Origin of the sequence: Streptacidiphilus jiangxiensis (assembly GCF_900109465.1) — a bacterium.
GTDB classification, from domain to species: domain Bacteria; phylum Actinomycetota; class Actinomycetes; order Streptomycetales; family Streptomycetaceae; genus Streptacidiphilus; species Streptacidiphilus jiangxiensis.
On record NZ_FOAZ01000004.1, the window covers coordinates 89,520 to 107,073 of the forward strand.

The 17,554-nt window shown below is 74.1% G+C and carries 13 protein-coding genes; 12 read left to right on the top strand and 1 reads right to left on the bottom strand.

Going from position 1 to position 17,554, the window contains the following annotated elements; genetic code table 11:
* The 7 genes from BMY61_RS09365 (at position 1) to BMY61_RS09395 (ending at position 9,529) form a co-directional block, all read left to right on the top strand.
* A complete protein-coding gene (locus BMY61_RS09365; RefSeq protein WP_052438249.1) occupies positions 1–1,146 on the top strand; it encodes a prenyltransferase in 1,146 nt (381 codons plus the stop codon).
* Positions 1,143–2,213 carry a polyprenyl synthetase family protein gene (locus tag BMY61_RS09370; protein WP_042441846.1) on the top strand — a complete coding sequence of 357 codons (1,071 nt, stop codon included), beginning with the start codon at positions 1,143–1,145 and terminating at the stop codon, positions 2,211–2,213. Before BMY61_RS09365 ends, BMY61_RS09370 begins: the two co-directional genes overlap by 4 nt.
* Positions 2,214–2,291: 78 nt before the next feature.
* Entirely contained in the window at positions 2,292–4,046 is a 1,755-nt protein-coding gene (locus tag BMY61_RS09375; protein ID WP_042441845.1) for a prenyltransferase/squalene oxidase repeat-containing protein, read from the top strand.
* On the top strand, positions 4,046–5,353 hold the full coding sequence (locus tag BMY61_RS09380) for an FAD-dependent oxidoreductase (RefSeq protein ID WP_042441844.1): 1,308 nt from the start codon (positions 4,046–4,048) through the stop codon (positions 5,351–5,353). Before BMY61_RS09375 ends, BMY61_RS09380 begins: the two co-directional genes overlap by 1 nt.
* Positions 5,354–5,603: 250 nt before the next feature.
* Positions 5,604–7,100, top strand: a complete 1,497-nt coding sequence (locus BMY61_RS09385) for an NAD(P)/FAD-dependent oxidoreductase (RefSeq protein WP_042441843.1) — start codon at positions 5,604–5,606, stop codon at positions 7,098–7,100.
* Between the two features lie 32 nt (positions 7,101–7,132).
* Complete coding sequence (miaB, locus tag BMY61_RS09390; RefSeq protein WP_075003827.1) at positions 7,133–8,626, top strand: tRNA (N6-isopentenyl adenosine(37)-C2)-methylthiotransferase MiaB; 1,494 nt, start codon at positions 7,133–7,135, stop codon at positions 8,624–8,626.
* A gap of 195 nt (positions 8,627–8,821) precedes the next feature.
* Entirely contained in the window at positions 8,822–9,529 is a 708-nt protein-coding gene (locus BMY61_RS09395; protein ID WP_042441841.1) for a class III extradiol dioxygenase subunit B-like domain-containing protein, read from the top strand.
* On the opposite strand, the gene BMY61_RS09400 is transcribed toward BMY61_RS09395, so the two are convergent.
* On the bottom strand, positions 9,493–9,804 hold the full coding sequence (locus BMY61_RS09400) for an antitoxin (protein ID WP_052438248.1): 312 nt from the start codon (positions 9,802–9,804) through the stop codon (positions 9,493–9,495). The two genes, BMY61_RS09395 and BMY61_RS09400, sit on opposite strands and share 37 nt — an antisense overlap.
* A gap of 104 nt (positions 9,805–9,908) precedes the next feature.
* Between BMY61_RS09400 and miaA the strand changes: the two genes are divergently transcribed.
* The 5 genes from miaA to hflX all read left to right on the top strand — a co-directional run bounded on the left by miaA (position 9,909) and on the right by hflX (position 17,079).
* Positions 9,909–10,856, top strand: a complete 948-nt coding sequence (gene miaA / locus BMY61_RS09405) for a tRNA (adenosine(37)-N6)-dimethylallyltransferase MiaA (RefSeq protein WP_042441839.1) — start codon at positions 9,909–9,911, stop codon at positions 10,854–10,856.
* Between the two features lie 228 nt (positions 10,857–11,084).
* Positions 11,085–11,579 (top strand): hypothetical protein, encoded by a 495-nt coding sequence (locus BMY61_RS09410; protein WP_236655824.1) that lies wholly within the window; start codon positions 11,085–11,087, stop codon positions 11,577–11,579.
* A gap of 87 nt (positions 11,580–11,666) precedes the next feature.
* Positions 11,667–12,536: a diaminopimelate epimerase gene (gene dapF, locus BMY61_RS09415; protein ID WP_042442002.1), complete on the top strand. Its 870-nt coding sequence runs from the start codon at positions 11,667–11,669 to the stop codon at positions 12,534–12,536.
* A gap of 375 nt (positions 12,537–12,911) precedes the next feature.
* Entirely contained in the window at positions 12,912–15,527 is a 2,616-nt protein-coding gene (locus tag BMY61_RS44055; protein ID WP_425314676.1) for a RelA/SpoT family protein, read from the top strand.
* A 7-nt stretch (positions 15,528–15,534) separates the two neighbouring features.
* Positions 15,535–17,079: a GTPase HflX gene (hflX, locus tag BMY61_RS09440; protein ID WP_042441837.1), complete on the top strand. Its 1,545-nt coding sequence runs from the start codon at positions 15,535–15,537 to the stop codon at positions 17,077–17,079.
* The last annotated feature ends 475 nt before the right edge of the window (positions 17,080–17,554 follow it).

The following is a 17,554-nucleotide window of genomic DNA, read 5'->3' on the forward strand; positions in this document are numbered from 1 at the left end:
GTGAGCGGCACCCTGCCCCGCACCTCCCCGCCACCCGTCGTCCGGCCATACGTCCCGGCACCTGTCGTCCCGGCACCGGCTCCCCCGCCGGCCGAACGTCGCCTGCTCGCCTTCGTCCGGCTCGGCCGCCCCAAGTTCCTGGTGCAGAGCCTGATGGTGGTCGGCCTCGGCGTCACCATGGCGGTCCGTGACGGGCACCCGTTCCGGCCCGGGTGGTTCCTGCTGACCCTCGGCTTCGCCTGGTGCACGCACCTGATGACCCACTACTGCAACGAGTACTTCGACCTGGAGGCGGACCGTGCCAACGCCGCGCCGACCTCCTGGACCGGAGGCAGCCGGATCCTGGTCAGCGGGCAACTCCAGCCCGAGGTGAGCCTGTCGGCGGCGTTCGTCCTGGCCTTCGTCGCCCTGGGCCTGATCGCGCTGATGCCAGGAACCGAGGCCCGGCTGACCGCGGCCGCCATCGCCACCCTCGCCTGGTTCTACACCGCGCCGCCGCTGCGCCTGAACTACCGGGCGCTGGGGGAGCTCGCCTGCGCCGTCGTCCTCTACGGCCTCGGTCCGCTGCTGGCCTGCCTGCTCCAGGCGGACCGGCTCACCGCCGACGACGTGGTCGGCGCCGGCCTGGTCTGCACCCTGCAGTTCCTGCGCATGTCCGTGATGAACCTGTCCGACATCGACGGTGACCGGGCCACCGGCAAGCGCACGCTGGCCGTCGCGCTCGGCGAGCGCCGCCTGGTCGCGGTGTACTGCCTCGGTCAACTGCTTGCCCCTGCAGTCCTGCTGACGGCCTGGGCGCTGAGCCGGGCGCTGCTGCCGGACCTGCTGGCCGTCGCGGTGACCGCCCCGGTCGCCGCCTGGGTCGCCCGGGAGCTGCTGCTCGGCCGGCTCCGCGACCCGGCGCGGGCCAACGCCATCACCTTCCGCGCCTCCATGCACATGCCGCTGACCGCGTGCGCGCTCACGCTGGCCCTGCTCGGTGACGCGCTCACCGGTCCGCACGGCGTCCCGGTCTCCTGGCTCGCCGTCTACGGCATCGCGCTGGCGGGTTTCTGGACCTGGCTCGGCCGGGCGGTCCGCGCCAACGGCGTCGCCGCCCACGGCGTTCCCGCCGACCCACCGACGACGCAGGAGGATCCGCGATGACCACGACCGTGCAACCCGCGTCCCCGCCCGCGTCCACCCGGGCGCTCGCGGCCGACCTGACCGGTCGGGCGCGGGACCTGGTCGAGCCGTACCTGCGCGAGTCGGTGGCCCTGCTGGAGCCCGGCCTCGCCGCCATCTGCGGCTACCACCTGGGCTGGACGGGCCCGGACGGCTCACCGGCCGTTCCCGCCGTCCCGGCGGGCAAGGCCGTGCGTCCCGCCTTCGCCCTGCTGGCCGCCGAGGCCGTCTGCGGATCGGTCCGCCACGCGGCCCCGGCCGGCGCGGCCGTCGAGCTGATCCACAACTTCAGCCTGATCCACGACGACATCATGGACCGCGACGAGGAGCGTCGTCGTCGCCCCACCGTGTGGAAGCAGTTCGGCGTGCCCGCGGCCATCCTGGCCGGCGACGCCCTGCAGACGCTGGCCTTCGACGTCCTGCTGCGCCACGGCGGTCGCCGTGGCCCGCAGGCGGCCGAGCGCCTGGCGGACTCGCTGCGCGAGCTGGTCGACGGGCAGGCGCGGGACCTGTGCTTCGCCGAGCGCCCGTGGACCGGTCCGGAGGCGGTCACCGTCGAGGAGTACCGCGCCATGGCCCTCGGCAAGACGGGAAGCCTGCTGGCCTGTGCCTCCGGGCTGGGCGCCCTGCTCGGCGGCGGCACCGCGCTGCAGGCCGCCACGCTCGCCGAGGCCGCGGGCCAACTGGGCCTGGCCTTCCAGTGCGTGGACGACATCCTCGGCATCTGGGGCGATCCGGCGCTGACCGGCAAGCCGGCCCGTGGCGACCTGCGGGAACGCAAGCGCAGCCTGCCGGTGCTCGCCGTGCTCTCCGGCGCCGATGCCCCGGCCCGCCACCTCGCCGACCTGCTGACCGCCGAGCCCGGCGAGGCGGAGCTGCTGGTCGCGGCGGACCTCATCGAGGAGCAGGGCGGCCGCGCCCTGTGCGAACACGAGGCCACCACGGCCCTCGCCCGCGCCCACGCGCTCCTCGACCGAGTCGCCATGCCCGCCTCCACCCGCGCCGGCTACGCGGCCCTCGCCGCCGCCTGCGTCGCCCGCACGAGCTGAGCCCTCCGGGGCCCTCGGGGGGTGTTCCGTCCCGTTCGCTCCGGATCACCTGCGACGAGTCCTCAGGGAGGGCCTCTCATGACCACTGTTCAGAACGGCCTGCCGCGCCCTGGGCGCGTCGAGCCCGAGCGGGCTGCGTCGACGACGGCCGACGCCGTCAGCGCGGCGAGCGGGCGGCTGCTGGCACTGCAGCGCGAGGACGGGTCCTGGGACAACCCGCGCCCCGGCGCGGTGTCCGGCGCGGGCGGGGCCGTGCTCGCCTTCGTGCTCGCCCACGAGTCGGGCGAGCCGGGGGAGCCCGGGGACGTCGCGTTGACCGACCGTGCCTGCGCCTGGCTGCTGCGCGTGCGCCGCAGCGACGGTGGCTGGGGCACCCTGGACGGCTGCCCCTCCGACGTCGTCGCGACGTCCATGGCGGCGACCGCCCTCGCCCTGTGGAGCCGAAGCCGTCGAGGCTCGGAGCTCCCGGACGCGGCCGCCGCCGTCAGCGAGGCCCTGGCGTGGCTCGGCGAGCACGGCGGCGTGCCCGGCATCGTCGACCCGACGGTACGTCAACTCTGCGGACTTGTCCTGGCGGCGGCCGATCTGGCCAGACCCCGGGGACTGCCCGGGGTGCCCGTCGAGGTGGTCCTGCTGCCGGCGCGGCTGCGGCGGCGCGCGCTGTCCTACCTGTCGCCGCCGCTCGTCGCACTGGCGCTGCTGCAGCGCCGTTTCGGACACCTCGGCCCGCTGCGCCGGGGCGTGCACCGGCTCGCGCGCCCCGCGGCGCTCCGGCTGCTCCACGAGGTCACCCGGGCCGAAGGCGGCGTCGGCTCCTTCGGTGGCGACCCGTGGCTCACCGGCCTGGTCACCGCGGCGCTCGCGGTCAACGGCGCCGCGCCCGACCTGGTGCGTTCCGGCCTCGCCTACCTGCGTCGCACCGCGCAGCCGGACGGCTCCTGGGCGATGATCCACGGCATGGAGGCCGAGCGGGTCGAGCTGACCGGCCCCGCCTTCGCCGCCGCCGCGCTGGGCGACGCGGGACACGCCGCCTCCGCGCGGCTGACCACGACGCGCGCCTGGCTCGCCGACTGCCGGCAGAGCCGACCCTTCCCGCTGTACGACTGCCCGCCCGGCGGCTGGACCTGGTCCGGTGCGAAGGGCTGGCCGAACGTGCTGGACTCACTGGCGGTCCTGGAGGTGCTGGCCCAGGGTCCCGCCGACGGGCCCGCCCTGACTGAGGGCCTGGCCTGGCTGCGCTCGCGCCAGGACCGTCGCGGCACCTGGAGCACCTTCGTGCGCAACACGCTGGTGCCGCTCGACGGCCCGTGCCCCTACATCACGGCGAGGGCGTTGCGGCTGCTGTTCCGGACCGGGGTGCCCATCTCCGATCCGGACTGGAGCCGGGGGCTCCGCGCGCTCTTGAGCCGCCAGCAGGCCGACGGGGGTTTCGAGGCGCTGTGGCACCGAGGGCCGGTTCCGGCCACCGCCGCCGTCCTGCGGCTGCTGGCCGAGCTCGGCCTCGCCACGACGCCGGCCGCCCGCCGGGCCGCCGCGCGGCTGGTCGCACTGCAGCGACCCGACGGCTCCTGGTCGACCGAGGACCCGGCCGAGCCCGGCACGGTGGACGAGACGGCCCGGGCGGTCCTCGCCCTCACCGCCCACGGCGCGCACCCGGCCGCCGCGCGCGGCGAGCGGTGGTTGGTCGACCGGCAGCGGCCCGACGGTTCCTGGGAGCCGGGCCAGACCTGCGTCTACATCCGCGGCCACGTGCACTACAGCGACCATCTGATGGCCCAGGGCCTGGCGCTGTCGGCCCTCGCCGCCCGGCTCGACACGGAAGCGAGAGTCTGATGCGCGACCTGCCCCCTGCGAACGGGACATGCTGGGACGTGATCGTCTGTGGTGCGGGCGTGGCCGGACTGTCGGCGGCCCGCGCACTGGAGCTGCTGGGGCTGCGGGTGCTGCTGCTGGAGAAGCAGCGGGTCCCCGTCGCGATCGCCAAGGGCGAGGTGCTGCAACCCAGTTCACTGGAGGTGCTGCGGGAGTGGGGCGTGCTGCCGCTGCTGCGGCGGCGTGGCGCCGTGCCGCTGCACGGCCTGGCCGTGCGGGAGCCCGACGGGCGGGCCCTGATGCATTTCGACTACCAGGCCGTGCCCGGCCGCGATCGAGGGCTGCTCTCCCTGGACTATCCCGCGATCCTGGACGCCTTCCGCGAGTCCCTGGGGCCCGGCGTCGACACCCGCGCCGGGGTGTTGGTGGACGCGCCCGTCATGGACGGCGACCGGGTGGTCGGCGTCCACTGCCGCGCGCAGGGCAGGCCTGAGCTCTTCCACGCCCCGCTCGTGATCGCCGCCGACGGTCGGTCCTCCCGGCTGCGCCGGGCGACCGCCGTCACCGCCGAACCGAGCGGATACCCCCACCGGTTGCTCTCCTTCGAGCTGCACGCCGCCGGCCCCGAGGGCCAGGAGGTGACCAGCTACCTCAGCCCGCAGGGACTCCGGCTGCTCTACCCCCTCCCCGACGGCCGGCTCCGCCTCTACGCGCAGGTCCGCCCGGAGGAGCTGCGCGGCGCCGGGCGGGCCGAGTTGGAGCGCTGGTGCGCCGACGCCGTCGCGGGCACGCCCGCGCTGGCGCCGCTGGCGGCGCCGCTGCGCGCCGCGCTCGGGACCCGGCAACTGCTGACGCTGTGGCGGTTCACCGCCACGGCGCTCACCGCGCCCGGCCTCGCCCTGATCGGCGAAGCCGCCCACTGCGTCCACCCGATGGCGGCGCAGGGCATGAACACCGCGATCGCGGACTCGGCGACGCTCGCCCGCTCCCTCGCGGCCTGCCGCCGCGTCACCGGCGCCGCGGACGGCGTGCCGCTGGCCGCTTCGCAGGTGGACCGGGCCCTCGCCCTCTACGCGGCTGAACGCCGCGACTGGGTGCGGCACATGGACCGGATGAGCCACGACGCCACCCGGCTGGTCACCCAGGTCTCCTGGCCCGCCCGCGCGCTGGGTCGCCGCGTCCTGCGCCGGATCGACGCCAACCCACGGCTGCGCCACCGCGCCACGGTCAACATGGCGGGCCTGGTGATGGAGCCGTTCACGGTCCTCGACAGACTCCACCAACTCGGCCTCCCGGACCCCCGGTCCCGCCGAGTCCCGACCAGCTGACCCCCCTGCACCCCGGGTGCTTCGCACCCGTGCCCGCGCGCTGCGCCGGTGACCGCGCGCACCAACGCGCGCACCCGTCGCCACGCGTTGCGCCCGTCACCGTCCGCACCCGTGACCGCGCGCTGCGCCCGTCCCCATGCGCTGCGCCCGTGATCACCCGCCACGCCAGTCATCACCGGTCACCACGCGCTGCACCCGTCATGACCCGCCGCGCACCTCATCACCCGTCACCAGGAAAGGAAGGTCGACCATGACCGGAACCGGCCACGCCGTCGTGCTCGGCGCAGGCTTCGCCGGGCTGCTGGCCGCCGCCGCGCTTGCGGACCACGCCGAGCGGGTCACCCTGGTGGAGCGGGACGTGCTCCCGGCACAGCCCCCCTGGCCGGCGGGCCCGTTCTGCGGGGTGCCGCAGGCGCGACACGGGCACCTGCTGCTCCAGTCGGGCGCCACCGCGCTCGAGCGGCTGCTGCCGGGCTTCACCGCCGAGCTGTCGCAGGCGGGAGCACGGCGGCTCGCCATGCCGGGGGACCTGCTCGCGCTCACCGCCGCCGGCTGGCTGCCGCGGACCGGGGAGGCGTCCCACGCCTGGAGCCTCAGCCGGAACCTGCTGGACTCCCTGGTCCGCACCCGGACGCTGCGGCGGCCGGCCGTCACCGTCCTCGCGCGGACCCGCGCCACCGGGCTCGTCGGTGACGCCCGCCGGGTCACAGGCGTGCGGCTGCGCTCGCTCGACGCCGGGACGGACCGCACCCTCGCCGCCGACCTCGTCGTCGACGCGACCGGCCGCGGCTCCGCCGCGCCGCGCTGGCTGGAGGAGCTGGGTCTCACCCCGCCGACCGAGGAGCGGGTCGACTGCGGGCTCGTCTACGCCACGCAGCTGGTCCAGCCACCCGAGCCGCTCGCCCACGACTTCCCCAGCGTCTCGGTGCAGACCGGAGCCGGACACGGGCCCGGACGGTCCGGCGTCGTCTTCCCGATCGAGGACGGCCGCTGGCTGGTCTCCCTGTCCGGCACCCGCGGCGCCGAACCGGGCCTCGGCCAGGCCGCCTTCCACGCCTTCGCCCGCGCCCTGCCCTCCCGGCTGCTCGCCGACCTGCTGGAGCTGTCCGAGCCGCTGGACCGGATCCACCGCTTCGGCAACACCGCCGACCGGCGCCGCCGCTATGACCGGCTGGTACGCGGCAACGGCCACTGGCCCGAGGGCTTCGTGGTCGTCGGCGACGCCGTCGGCCACACCAATCCCTCCTACGGCCATGGGCTGTCGGTGGCGGCCCTCGGCATCGCCGCATTCGCCGCCGAGCTGGACCGGCGCGGCCTGTGCGCCCCGGGGCTCGGCCGACGCGTTCAGCAGCGCCTGGCGGTCGCCGGCCGGGCCGCGTGGACCTTCGCCGTCGGCCAGGACCTCCTCTACCCCGGCGTCGTCGGAGCCTCCCCGACCACCGCCGACCTGCGCGCCGCGCGGCTGGGGGAGCGACTGCACCGGGCCGCGTTCCGGCCCGAGGGGCGCCGGCCCGCGGACGACGCCCTCCTCGCCGACCTGGTCCGGATCGGCACCCTGACCGCCTCCCCTGCGGCCCTGCTCCGCACCGCCCCCCGCGCCCTGCTGCGTCGCGCCGGGGCCGCCTCCGCGACCGCCTCCGGCGCCGCCTCCCGAGCCGCGGTCCGGGTGCCGGCCGTCCCCGCGCCACCGCTGACCGCCCACGAGCGCTCGGCCCTCTCCCTGGCCCGGGCGGTCGCGCCCGTGTGAGCCCTTACCCTTGCTGTGTGAGCGAGGGTGTGATGAGCGACAGCAGAAGCTACGAGATCCGTACCTACGGATGTCAGATGAACGTCCACGATTCGGAGCGGCTCTCCGGTCTGCTGGAGGACGCCGGCTACGTCCGTGCCGCCGACGGCGGTGAGGCGGACGTGGTCGTGTTCAACACCTGCGCCGTGCGCGAGAACGCGGACAACCGCCTCTACGGCAACCTGGGCCGCCTCGCCTCGGTCAAGGCGCAGCACCCGGGCATGCAGATCGCCGTCGGCGGCTGCCTGGCCCAGAAGGACCGGGACACCATCGTCAAGAAGGCCCCCTGGGTCGACGTCGTCTTCGGCACCCACAACATCGGCCACCTCCCCGCGCTGCTGGAGCGCTCGCGGGTCCAGGAGGAGGCCCAGGTCGAGATCCTGGAGTCGCTGGAGGTCTTCCCCTCGACGCTGCCGACGCGACGCGAGTCCGCCTATGCGGCGTGGGTCTCCATCTCCGTCGGCTGCAACAACACCTGCACCTTCTGCATCGTCCCCGCCCTGCGCGGCAAGGAGAAGGACCGCCGTAGCGGCGAGATCCTCGGCGAGGTCGCGGCGCTGGTGAACGAGGGCGTCGTCGAGGTCACCCTGCTCGGCCAGAACGTCAACGCCTACGGCTCCGACATCGGCGACCGTCAGGCCTTCGGCAAGCTGCTGCGCGCCTGCGGCGAGATCGACGGCCTCGAGCGGGTCCGCTTCACCTCCCCGCACCCCAAGGACTTCACCGACGACGTCATCGCCGCGATGGCGGAGACCCCGAACGTGATGCACCAGCTGCACATGCCGCTGCAGTCCGGCTCCGACGAGGTCCTGCGCGCGATGCGCCGCTCGTACCGGCAGGAGCGCTACCTCGGCATCATCGAGCGGGTGCGGGCGGCGATGCCCGACGCGGCGATCACCACGGACATCATCGTGGGCTTCCCTGGCGAGACCGAGGAGGACTTCGAGCAGACGATGGAGGTCGTCCGCCGCGCCCGCTTCGCGCAGGCCTTCACCTTCCAGTACTCCAAGCGTCCCGGCACGCCGGCGGCGGAGATGGAGAACCAGATCCCCAAGGAGGTCGTCCAGGCCCGCTACGAGCGCCTGGTCGAGCTGCAGGAGCAGATCTCCTGGGAGGAGAACAAGAAGCAGGTCGGCCGCACCCTGGAGGTGCTGGTCGCCGAGGGCGAGGGTCGCAAGGACGAGGCCACCGCCCGCCTGTCCGGGCGGGCGCCCGACAACCGGCTCGTGCACTTCACCCGTCCCGAGGAGCCGGTCCGACCCGGTGACATGGTGACGGTGGAGATCACCTACGCCGCCCCCCACCACCTCCTCGCGGAGGGCCCCACCCTCTCCGTCCGCCGCACCCGCGCGGGCGACGCCTGGGAGCGCCGCCAGGCGCAGGCCGCGGCGGCGAGCGCGAAGCCGGCGGGCGTCATGCTCGGCCTCCCCACCATCGGCGCCCCGGCGCCGGCGCCCGCGGCGGAGTCCAAGGGCTGCGCCTGCTGAACCGGGTTTCGGCACGGGAGCCGGTTGCCCGGTGCGGACGGCCCTGCGCGTTGAGGACCATCGCATGTCGGCGGCCTGTCGCCCCCGCGCGGCGGAGCCGCACAGGCAGAGCCTCCCGCCCCTGGCGGCCACGCCGCCAGGGGTTGCTGCAACTGGCCGGTTGTCGTGCGGCGTTCTGCGGGTAGGGTCGGGATCATGTTCGTCGCCGCCGCAGTCTGCCCCTGCCCGCCGCTGCTGGTGCCCGAGGTCGCCGTCGGGGCCGCACCGGAGCTGGATCCGCTGCGGGAGGCCTGCGACGAGGCGTTGCGCGAGCTGCTCGCGCAGAAGCCGGACCTGATCTGGGTGATCGGCCCGGGCCCCGACCACCGGCTGTTCGACCGGGGTGGGGTCGGCGGTTTCCAGGGCTTCGGGGTCGACCTGACCGTGGGTCTGGGGGAGCGGCACGAGGGCGACACCCTGCCCGCCTCCCTCGCCGTCGGCGCCTGGCTGCTGGAGCGTGCGGGCTGGGCGGGCCCGGCCCGCGCCCTCGCGGTGCCGGACTACCTGGAGTGGCCGATCTGCCGTGAGAACGGCACCGAGCTGCGCGATGCCGCGCCGCGCGTCGCGCTGCTCGTGCTCGGCGAGGGCAGCGCCCGCCGCACCGTCAAGGCTCCCGGGTACCTGGACGAGCGGGCCGAGCCCTTCGACGCCGCGGTCGCGGCGGGCCTCGCCGCCGGCGCCCTGCCGGAGCTCGACGCGGAGCTGGCGTTCGAGCTGATGGCGTCCGGCCGCGCCCCGTGGCAGGTGCTGACAGGTGCCGCCGGCAGCGACGAGCAGCCGGCCGCTTCGGCTCGGCTGCTCTACGACGACGCCCCGTACGGCGTCGGCTACTTCGTCGCGTCCTGGTTGTCCTCGGGCGTCTGATCCGGGGCCGCGTCGGTCGGCTTCTCGTCCTTCGGCTTCTCGGTCGCCTCGCCCTGGATGGTCTCCTGCGGTCCGCCCATCTTGTTGACGGCGTCCTTGGCCTTGTTGCGGCCCAGGTCGATCTGGGACTTGTACTTGCCCTTGGTGGCCTTGTCGGCCATGTCGCCGACCTTGTCCACTCCCGCGCCGATCTGTGACTTGTGGCTGCCGGCGTAGTCGGTGGCCTTCTTGGTGGCCTGGTTCATGGCTTCCTTGAGGGAGTCCGTGATGCCCATGACCGCTCCGTTCCTTGCCGAGGGCTCGAGAGCCCAGAACCGGGCAATAAGCCCATCAATACCCATATGGTATTTCCGCTCGACGGATTTGCCAGACTAGAGGGGTGACCAGTCCCGCTCCCGCGTCCCCCGCACCGGCCCTCGGCCGGGCCCGCGTCGTCGCCGTCGTCGGCGCCACCGCCGTCGGCAAGTCCGACCTGGGCGTCGCCCTTGCCCGGCATCTCGGCGGAGAGGTCGTGAACACCGACTCCATGCAGTTGTACCGGGGCATGGACATCGGCACCGCCAAGCTCACCCTGGACGAGCGCGGGGGCGTGCCGCACCACCTCCTCGACATCTGGGATGTCACCGAGGCCGCCAGCGTCGCCGAGTACCAGCGTCTGGCGCGTAAGCAGATCGACGCGCTGCTCGCCGAGGGTCGCACGCCGATCCTGGTCGGCGGATCGGGCCTGTACGTGCGCGCCGCGATCGACGAGCTGGAGTTCCCCGGCACCGATCCCGAGGTCCGCGCCCGGCTGGAGGCGGAGCTGGAGGAGCACGGCTCCGGCGCGCTGCATGCCCGCCTCGCGGCGGTCGACCCGCAGGCCGCGCTGGCCATCCTGCCCAGCAACGGCCGCCGCATCGTCCGCGCGCTCGAGGTCGTCGAGATCACCGGCCTGCCGTTCACCGCCAACCTGCCCGGCCACGACTCCGTCTACGACGCCGTGCAGATCGGCGTCCGCATGCCGCGCCCGCTGCTGGACGAGCGGATCGCGCTGCGCGTGGACCTGATGTGGGAGGGCGGCCTGATCGACGAGGTCCGCGCGCTGGAGGCCCAGGGTCTGCGCGAGGGGCGCACCGCCGCGCGGGCGCTCGGCTACCAGCAGGCCCTGGCCCAGCTGGACGGCGACTACGACGAGACGGAGGCCCGCGCCGAGACGGTTCGGGCCACGCGGCGGTTCGCGCGCCGCCAGGAGTCGTGGTTCCGCCGCGATCCGCGCGTCCACTGGTTGGACCGCGACCCCGCGACTCCGGCCGCCGAGATGCTGGAGCAGGCCCTCGCCCTGTTCTGAGCGGTCCCGTCCACCTGTCGACCGCTGGTCGGCCAGCATTCGCACGTCTGTTGCCGACGATCGGACGCCCGGTTACGACCTGATCACGTCATGGCCACGGATCACCGAGAACGCCATGTGCGGGCGTCGCCGCACACCCGCGCCGTGCCATCATCGAGCATCGAGAGCATCGGTGGTCCGGTGGAGCGTGAACTCCCCGGCGAATGGCGCAGGGGAGGCCGCGTGTCCATGGATACCGGCCCCGACACGCATCGCCTCCCGGACGACCCCTTCGACTCCGAGGACCAGGACGCGGTGCAGGCACAGGAGCTTCGAGCACGGGAACTGACGCCGCTTCCGTCGCTGCCCGCGCAGGACGAGAACGCGCTGCACCCCCGTGAGCTGCGCCCCGAGGGGCGCCTGCGGGTCTGGCAGGTTCTCCCGATCGCCGCGCTGGCCATCCTCGGCTCACTGATGTTCGCCTTCCCGTTGGCCTTCGAGGGCGGCGCAGGCGGTTCCGGCGACTCCGGCGGCAGTCTGGTCGGCATGCTGGGTCTGCTGCTGACCGCCGCCTCCGCGGGCTGGGGCGCGATGGCCGCGCGCCGAGCCGGCTACGTCTTCCCCGGCCTGCCGCGCGCCGGTTCCGGCAAGCGCGCCGGCTGGCGGCCGTTGCTCGCCTACACGGCGACGGCGCTGGTCCTGCTCGCCCTGGGCCTCTGGCGCGTCGCCCACCTGCACGGGTAGTTCCCCCGCACGGTCGGCGCCGGAGGCTGCTGCAGCCGCCACGTGGGGCGCGATGTGATCACCCGTACCATGGATCACGTGAACGACATGGTGAAGGGCATCCGCTTCCTCAAGGGCCACGGGACCGAGAACGACTTCGTCATCCTCCCCGACCCCGACGGTCTGCTGGAGCTGAGCCCCGCCCAGGTGGCGCTCCTCTGCGACCGCCGCGCCGGTCTCGGCGCGGACGGCATCCTGCGCGTGGTCCGTTCCGCCGCGCACCCCGAGGCGCGCGAGCACGCCGAGGCCGCACCCTGGTTCATGGACTACCGCAACGCCGACGGCAGCATCGCCGAGATGTGCGGCAACGGCGTCCGCGTCTTCGCCCGCTACCTCGTCGAGGCCGGGCTGGTCGAGCCCGGGGAGTTCGCCGTCGCCACCCGCGCCGGCGTGCGCCACGTCCGCACCTCCGCGGAGGGCGACGTCACCGTCGGCATGGGCAGGGCACTGCTGCCCGGCCCGGACACCGGTATCGAGGTGACCGTCGGCGACCGCCACTGGCCCGCGCACAACGTGAACATGGGCAACCCGCACGCGGTCGCCTTCGTCGAGGACCTCGCCCACGCCGGCAACCTGTTCGGCGCACCCGAGGTCGCCCCCGCCGCCGTCTACCCCGAGGGCGTCAACGTCGAGTTCGTCGTGGACCGCGGCCCGCGCCACGTCGCGATGCGCGTGCACGAGCGCGGCTCCGGCGAGACCCGCTCCTGTGGGACGGGCACCTGCGCGGTGATGGTCGCGACGGCCCGCCGCGACGGCGTGGACCCGGCCGTGACGGGTGAGCCCGCGACGTACACCGTCGACGTGCCCGGCGGGCGCCTGGTCATCACCGAGCGCCCGGACGGCGTCATCGAGATGACCGGCCCGGCCGTGATCCTCGCAGAGGGCGAGTTCGACGCCGACTGGCTCGCCCGCGCCTGACCTCCGAGGGGCCGCCCCCGCGCGGCGTGAGGCCACCTGGTCCGGGTTGGTTCGGCGCGATCCGCCGTGATCCAACGGATCCAACGGATCAAGCGGATCCGCCGTGATCCGGTGAACCTCTTATCCTTGCCAACCGAGGGCCGGTTCAAATCCCCCGAATGGGTGATCAAGGTGACGTTGGGAACACGTGGCGTCGCTGTGTGTGTTGCACTCGCTAGCATGGACCACCGGAGCTGCCGCCTGCGCCGGTGATCGCTGCCGGAGGTGCGCATGAATGCCGGTGATCTCCACGCCGTACCGGGCGTCCCCGGCGTCCCCCTGGAGGGGGCGCCGCTGGAGGGGCGCAGAACCGTCTCTGCAGTGTCGGCCTCTGCGGTGTCCGCAGTCCGCGCGCTGCCCGGGCTGCGCCGCGCCGCCCTCGGCCGGACCGGCCTCGGGCGCGCCGGGATGGCCGCGCTGCTGGCCGGAGGGCGTGCCCAGCCGCCGAACGCCCTGGTGCCCGTGGTCCGCGCGCACCGCCTGCACCATCCCCAGGCGCGCCTCGACCTCGCCCTGCTCGACCGCGCCTACCGCGTCGCCGAGGCCTCGCACCGCGGTCAGATGCGCAAGAGCGGCGAGCCCTACATCACCCATCCGCTGGCCGTCGCCATGATCCTGGCCCAACTCGGCGCCGAGACCACGACGCTGGTGTCCGCCCTGCTCCACGACACCGTCGAGGACACGGCCATGACGCTGGATCAGGTACGTGCGGACTTCGGTGACGAGGTGGCCTACCTCGTCGACGGTGTCACCAAGTTGGAGAAGGTCGACTTCGGCGCGGCGGCGGAGGCCGAGACCTTCCGGAAGATGCTGGTGGCCACCGGCCGGGACGTCCGGGTCATGGTCATCAAGCTCGCGGACCGGCTGCACAACATGCGCACGATCCGCCACATGAAGCCCGCCAGCCAGATCCGGATCGCCACCGTCACCCGAGACGTGCTGATCCCGCTCGCCGAGCGCCTCGGCATCCAGGTGGTCAAGACCGAGCTCGAGGACATCGTCTTCGCCACACTCCACCCGGAGGAGTACGCGGCCACCAGCGTCCTGCTCGGCGCCCACAGGGCCCGTTACGAGGGCGGCGGCCCCGGCCCTTCCCCCGCTGTCGCCCCGCCGGGCGCTGCGGGCGCTACGAGCGCTACGGGCGCTGTGGGCACGGCGGGTCCGGCGGGCGGCGCGGGGTCGGCGGCCGGCCTGGTGCCCGCCGCGAGCACCGCCACTGCTCCCGTCCCCGGTGCCTCCGTCGACGGTGCTCCCGTTGACGGTGACGGGGTCGCCGCGGCTCCCGCCGCCGGTGCTGCCGCCGACGCGGAGGGGCCGGTCACGGCCCCCCTGGAGCTGTTCGCCGCACAGCTGCGCCGTCAGCTGCGCGACGCCCGGGTGTCCGCCGAGGTCAGCATCCGGCCCCGGCACTGCGTCTCGCTCCAGCGCGCCCGCCTCCGGGGCCGCGCCGAGCTCGGGCCCACGGACTTCGGCCGCCTGCTGGTCGTCGTCGAGGAGAACGCCGACTGCTACGCCGTCCTCGGTGAGCTCCACACCTGCTGGACGCCGCTGCCCGGTGAGTTCAAGGACTTCATCGCGGCCCCCAAGTTCAACCTCTACCAGTCCCTGCACACCTCGGTCGCGACCGAGCAGGGCGCGGTGGTGGAGGTGCTGGTGCGCACCGCGCGCATGCACCAGGTCGCCGAGTTCGGCGTCGTCGCCCTCGGTGCCGACGCGACGGGTGATCTGCCGGGCGGCACGTCCGGAGCCCCGCTCGCCGAGGTCGACGGCCGCGACCCGCTCGACCACACCGACCCGGCCCGGCCGGGCTGGCTCGCCCGGCTGCTGGACTGGCAGCGCGAGACGCCCGACCCCGACACCTTCTGGTCCCAGCTCACCGCCGACCTCGCCGGCGACGGCGAGATCACCGTCCTGGCCGGTGACGCCCGCGACGGCGGCCGGCCCGCACGGCTGCAGCTGCCCGCCGGCGCCACCGGCGTCGACGCCGCCTACGCCGCCGGCGAGGAGCAGGGCCACCGATGTATCGGCATGCGGCTGGGCGGCCGCCTCACCGCCCTGTCCACCCAACTCCGCGACGGCGACACGATCGAGCTGCTGACCGAGCCGCCGGGGGAGGAGACGGTCGGGCCCGCCCCCGAGTGGCTGGCCCACGCCCGCACGCCCGGCGCCCGGATCGCCATCGAACGCTGGCTCGCCACCCACCCCGACCAGGAGTCCGGCCTGTCCACCGGCCCGCTGCTCGGTGCCCCGCGCGGCCACCAACTGCTCGGCGGCGGCCCCGTCGACGTGGGCCGCGCCGTGATCGCCGCCCCCGCCCTGCCTGAGGCCTCCGTCCGTCTGGCCCGCTGCTGCACGCCGGTGCCGCCGGACGAGCTGCTCTGCTTCGCGATCCGCGGCGGCAGCCTGGCGGCCCACCGCGCGGACTGCCCCACCGGCACGGCCATGCGCGCCGCCGGGCGCCCGCCGGTCGAGGCCCGCTGGCTGGAGAGCCCGACCCCGACGGGTTACCGGGTGACCATCCAGGCCGACGCGCTCGGCCGTCCCCGCCTGCTCGCGGACCTCACCGCCGCCATGTCCGGCGCGGGCGTCGACATCATCTCCGCCGAGGTCGAGCCCCCCCGCGAGCTGCAGGTCCGCCACACCTACACCGTCGAGCTGCCCGACCCCGAGGCGCTGCCGGAGCTCATGCGCGTCATGCTCCGCGTGCCGGGCGTCTACGACGTCTACCGGGCGGCGGCTCCCGGCGGGCTGCGCGGTTTCGGCAGCCTCGGTGGGCTCGGCGGGCTGTCCGAGCGCTCGGGGCTCTCCGGGCGAAATGATGGTGACCGGAGCCCGAGGGGCGTGCGACCATCGAGGGGATCGAGGGGAATGCGCGGCAGACCTGCTGCGTTGTCATCCCTGGGGGATTCCTCCCAGCAGGAAGACTGCGACCCTGAAGACCGACTCCTCTAAGGATGCGATGACCTCCACGTTCGAAACCCGCGACGCCGACGCGAACGACGGCCGCGGCGCCCGCCGCCCGGCCGACCTGCGCGCAGAGGCACTGATGGACGAGGACCTCGCGGGAATCGACGGGGTTCCCGGGCGCCTCTACACCAACGACTACGACGGCGACCAGTACGACCGTTCCGACCGCGCCTCGCTGCGCCGTGTCTCCGGGCTCTCCACCGAGCTCGAGGACGTCACCGAGGTCGAGTACCGACAGCTCCGTCTGGAGCGTGTGGTGCTTGTCGGCGTGTGGACGGACGGCACCGTCGAGGAGGCGGAGAACTCACTCGCCGAGCTCGCCGCCCTCGCCGAGACGGCCGGCTCCGAGGTGCTGGACGGCGTGATCCAGCGCCGTGACAAGCCCGACCCCGCCACCTACATCGGTTCCGGCAAGGCTGCCGAGCTGCGCGAGATCGTGCTCTCCACCGGCGCCGACACGGTGGTCTGCGACGGTGAGCTCTCGCCCGGCCAGCTGATCCACCTCGAGGACGTCGTCAAGGTCAAGGTGGTCGACCGGACCGCGCTGATCCTGGACATCTTCGCCCAGCACGCCAAGTCCCGAGAGGGCAAGGCCCAGGTCTCGCTCGCGCAGATGCAGTACATGCTGCCGCGCCTGCGCGGCTGGGGTCAGTCGCTCTCCCGGCAGATGGGTGGCGGTGGGTCCGGCTCCTCGGGCGGCGGTATGGCCACCCGTGGTCCCGGTGAGACCAAGATCGAGACGGACCGGCGCCGGATCCGCGAGAAGATGGCGAAGCTTCGCCGGGAGATCGCGGACATGAAGAAGGGTCGCGACACCAAGCGCCAGGAGCGCCGTCGCAACCAGGTGCCCTCGGTCGCGATCGCCGGCTACACCAACGCCGGCAAGTCCTCGATTCTCAACCGGCTCACCGGAGCCGGCGTGCTGGTGGAGAACGCCCTGTTCGCCACCCTGGACCCGACGGTCCGCCGCGCCGAGACGCCTGGCGGCCGCGTCTACACCCTGGCCGACACGGTCGGTTTCGTCCGGCACCTGCCGCACCACCTGGTCGAGGCGTTCCGCTCGACCATGGAGGAGGTCGCCGACGCGGACCTGATCCTGCACGTCGTCGACGGCGCGCACCCCGAGCCGGAGGCCCAGCTGGCCGCCGTGCGCGAGGTCATCGTCGAGGTCGGCGCGCACAACGTGCCCGAGCTCGTGGTGATCAACAAGGCGGACGTCGCCGACCCGCTGGTGCTGGCGCGCCTGCTGCGGCGCGAGCCGCACGCGATCGCCGTCTCGGCCCGCTCCGGCATGGGCATGGAGGAGCTGCTCAAGCTCATCGAGTCCGAGCTGCCGCGTCCTTCGATCGAGGTCACCGCGCTGGTCCCGTACACGCGCGGCGACCTGGTGGCCAAGGTTCACCGCGACGGCGAGGTGCTGGGCGAGGAGCACAACGGCGAGGGCACCGTGCTGCGCGCCCGCGTCGGCGCCGAACTCGCCGCCGAGCTGGAGGCGTTCGTGCTGGAGCCGCTGGCCCTGGCGGCCGCCGAGGGCTGAGCCCCGCAGCCGTCCCTGGTCACAGGCCCGCACGTCCCCCGAACCCCGGGGACGTGTGGGCCTTCGCCGTTCCCGCAGCTACGTGCAGCTGGTGTGCGGGGTTTGTGCAAAGCCGTTTCTCCTTGGCGCTCATGGTCGTTGAGCCGGATGGAACGTCACCCGAAGGGGGTGCGTACCACCGCAACCGGGGCTGCTCGTTCGGGTGGTTGCCCGTCCGCGAGGAGGTACTTGAGCCCATGTCCAGCAGGGCCCCCAGGTCTGCCACGGCGCCGACGACCGCGAGGAACCAAGGGAGCGCGAGCAGTCGCAGCGCGAACAGCGGTACTGCGGACAGCCTGAGCGCGAACAGCTCCGGTGCGAGCAACTCCGGCGCGAGCACCCTCGGCGCGAACAGCTCCGGTGCGAGCAGCTCCGGTGCGAACGCTCTCGGCGCGAGCAGCTCCGGTGCGAACGCTCTCGGCGCGAACAGTGGTGG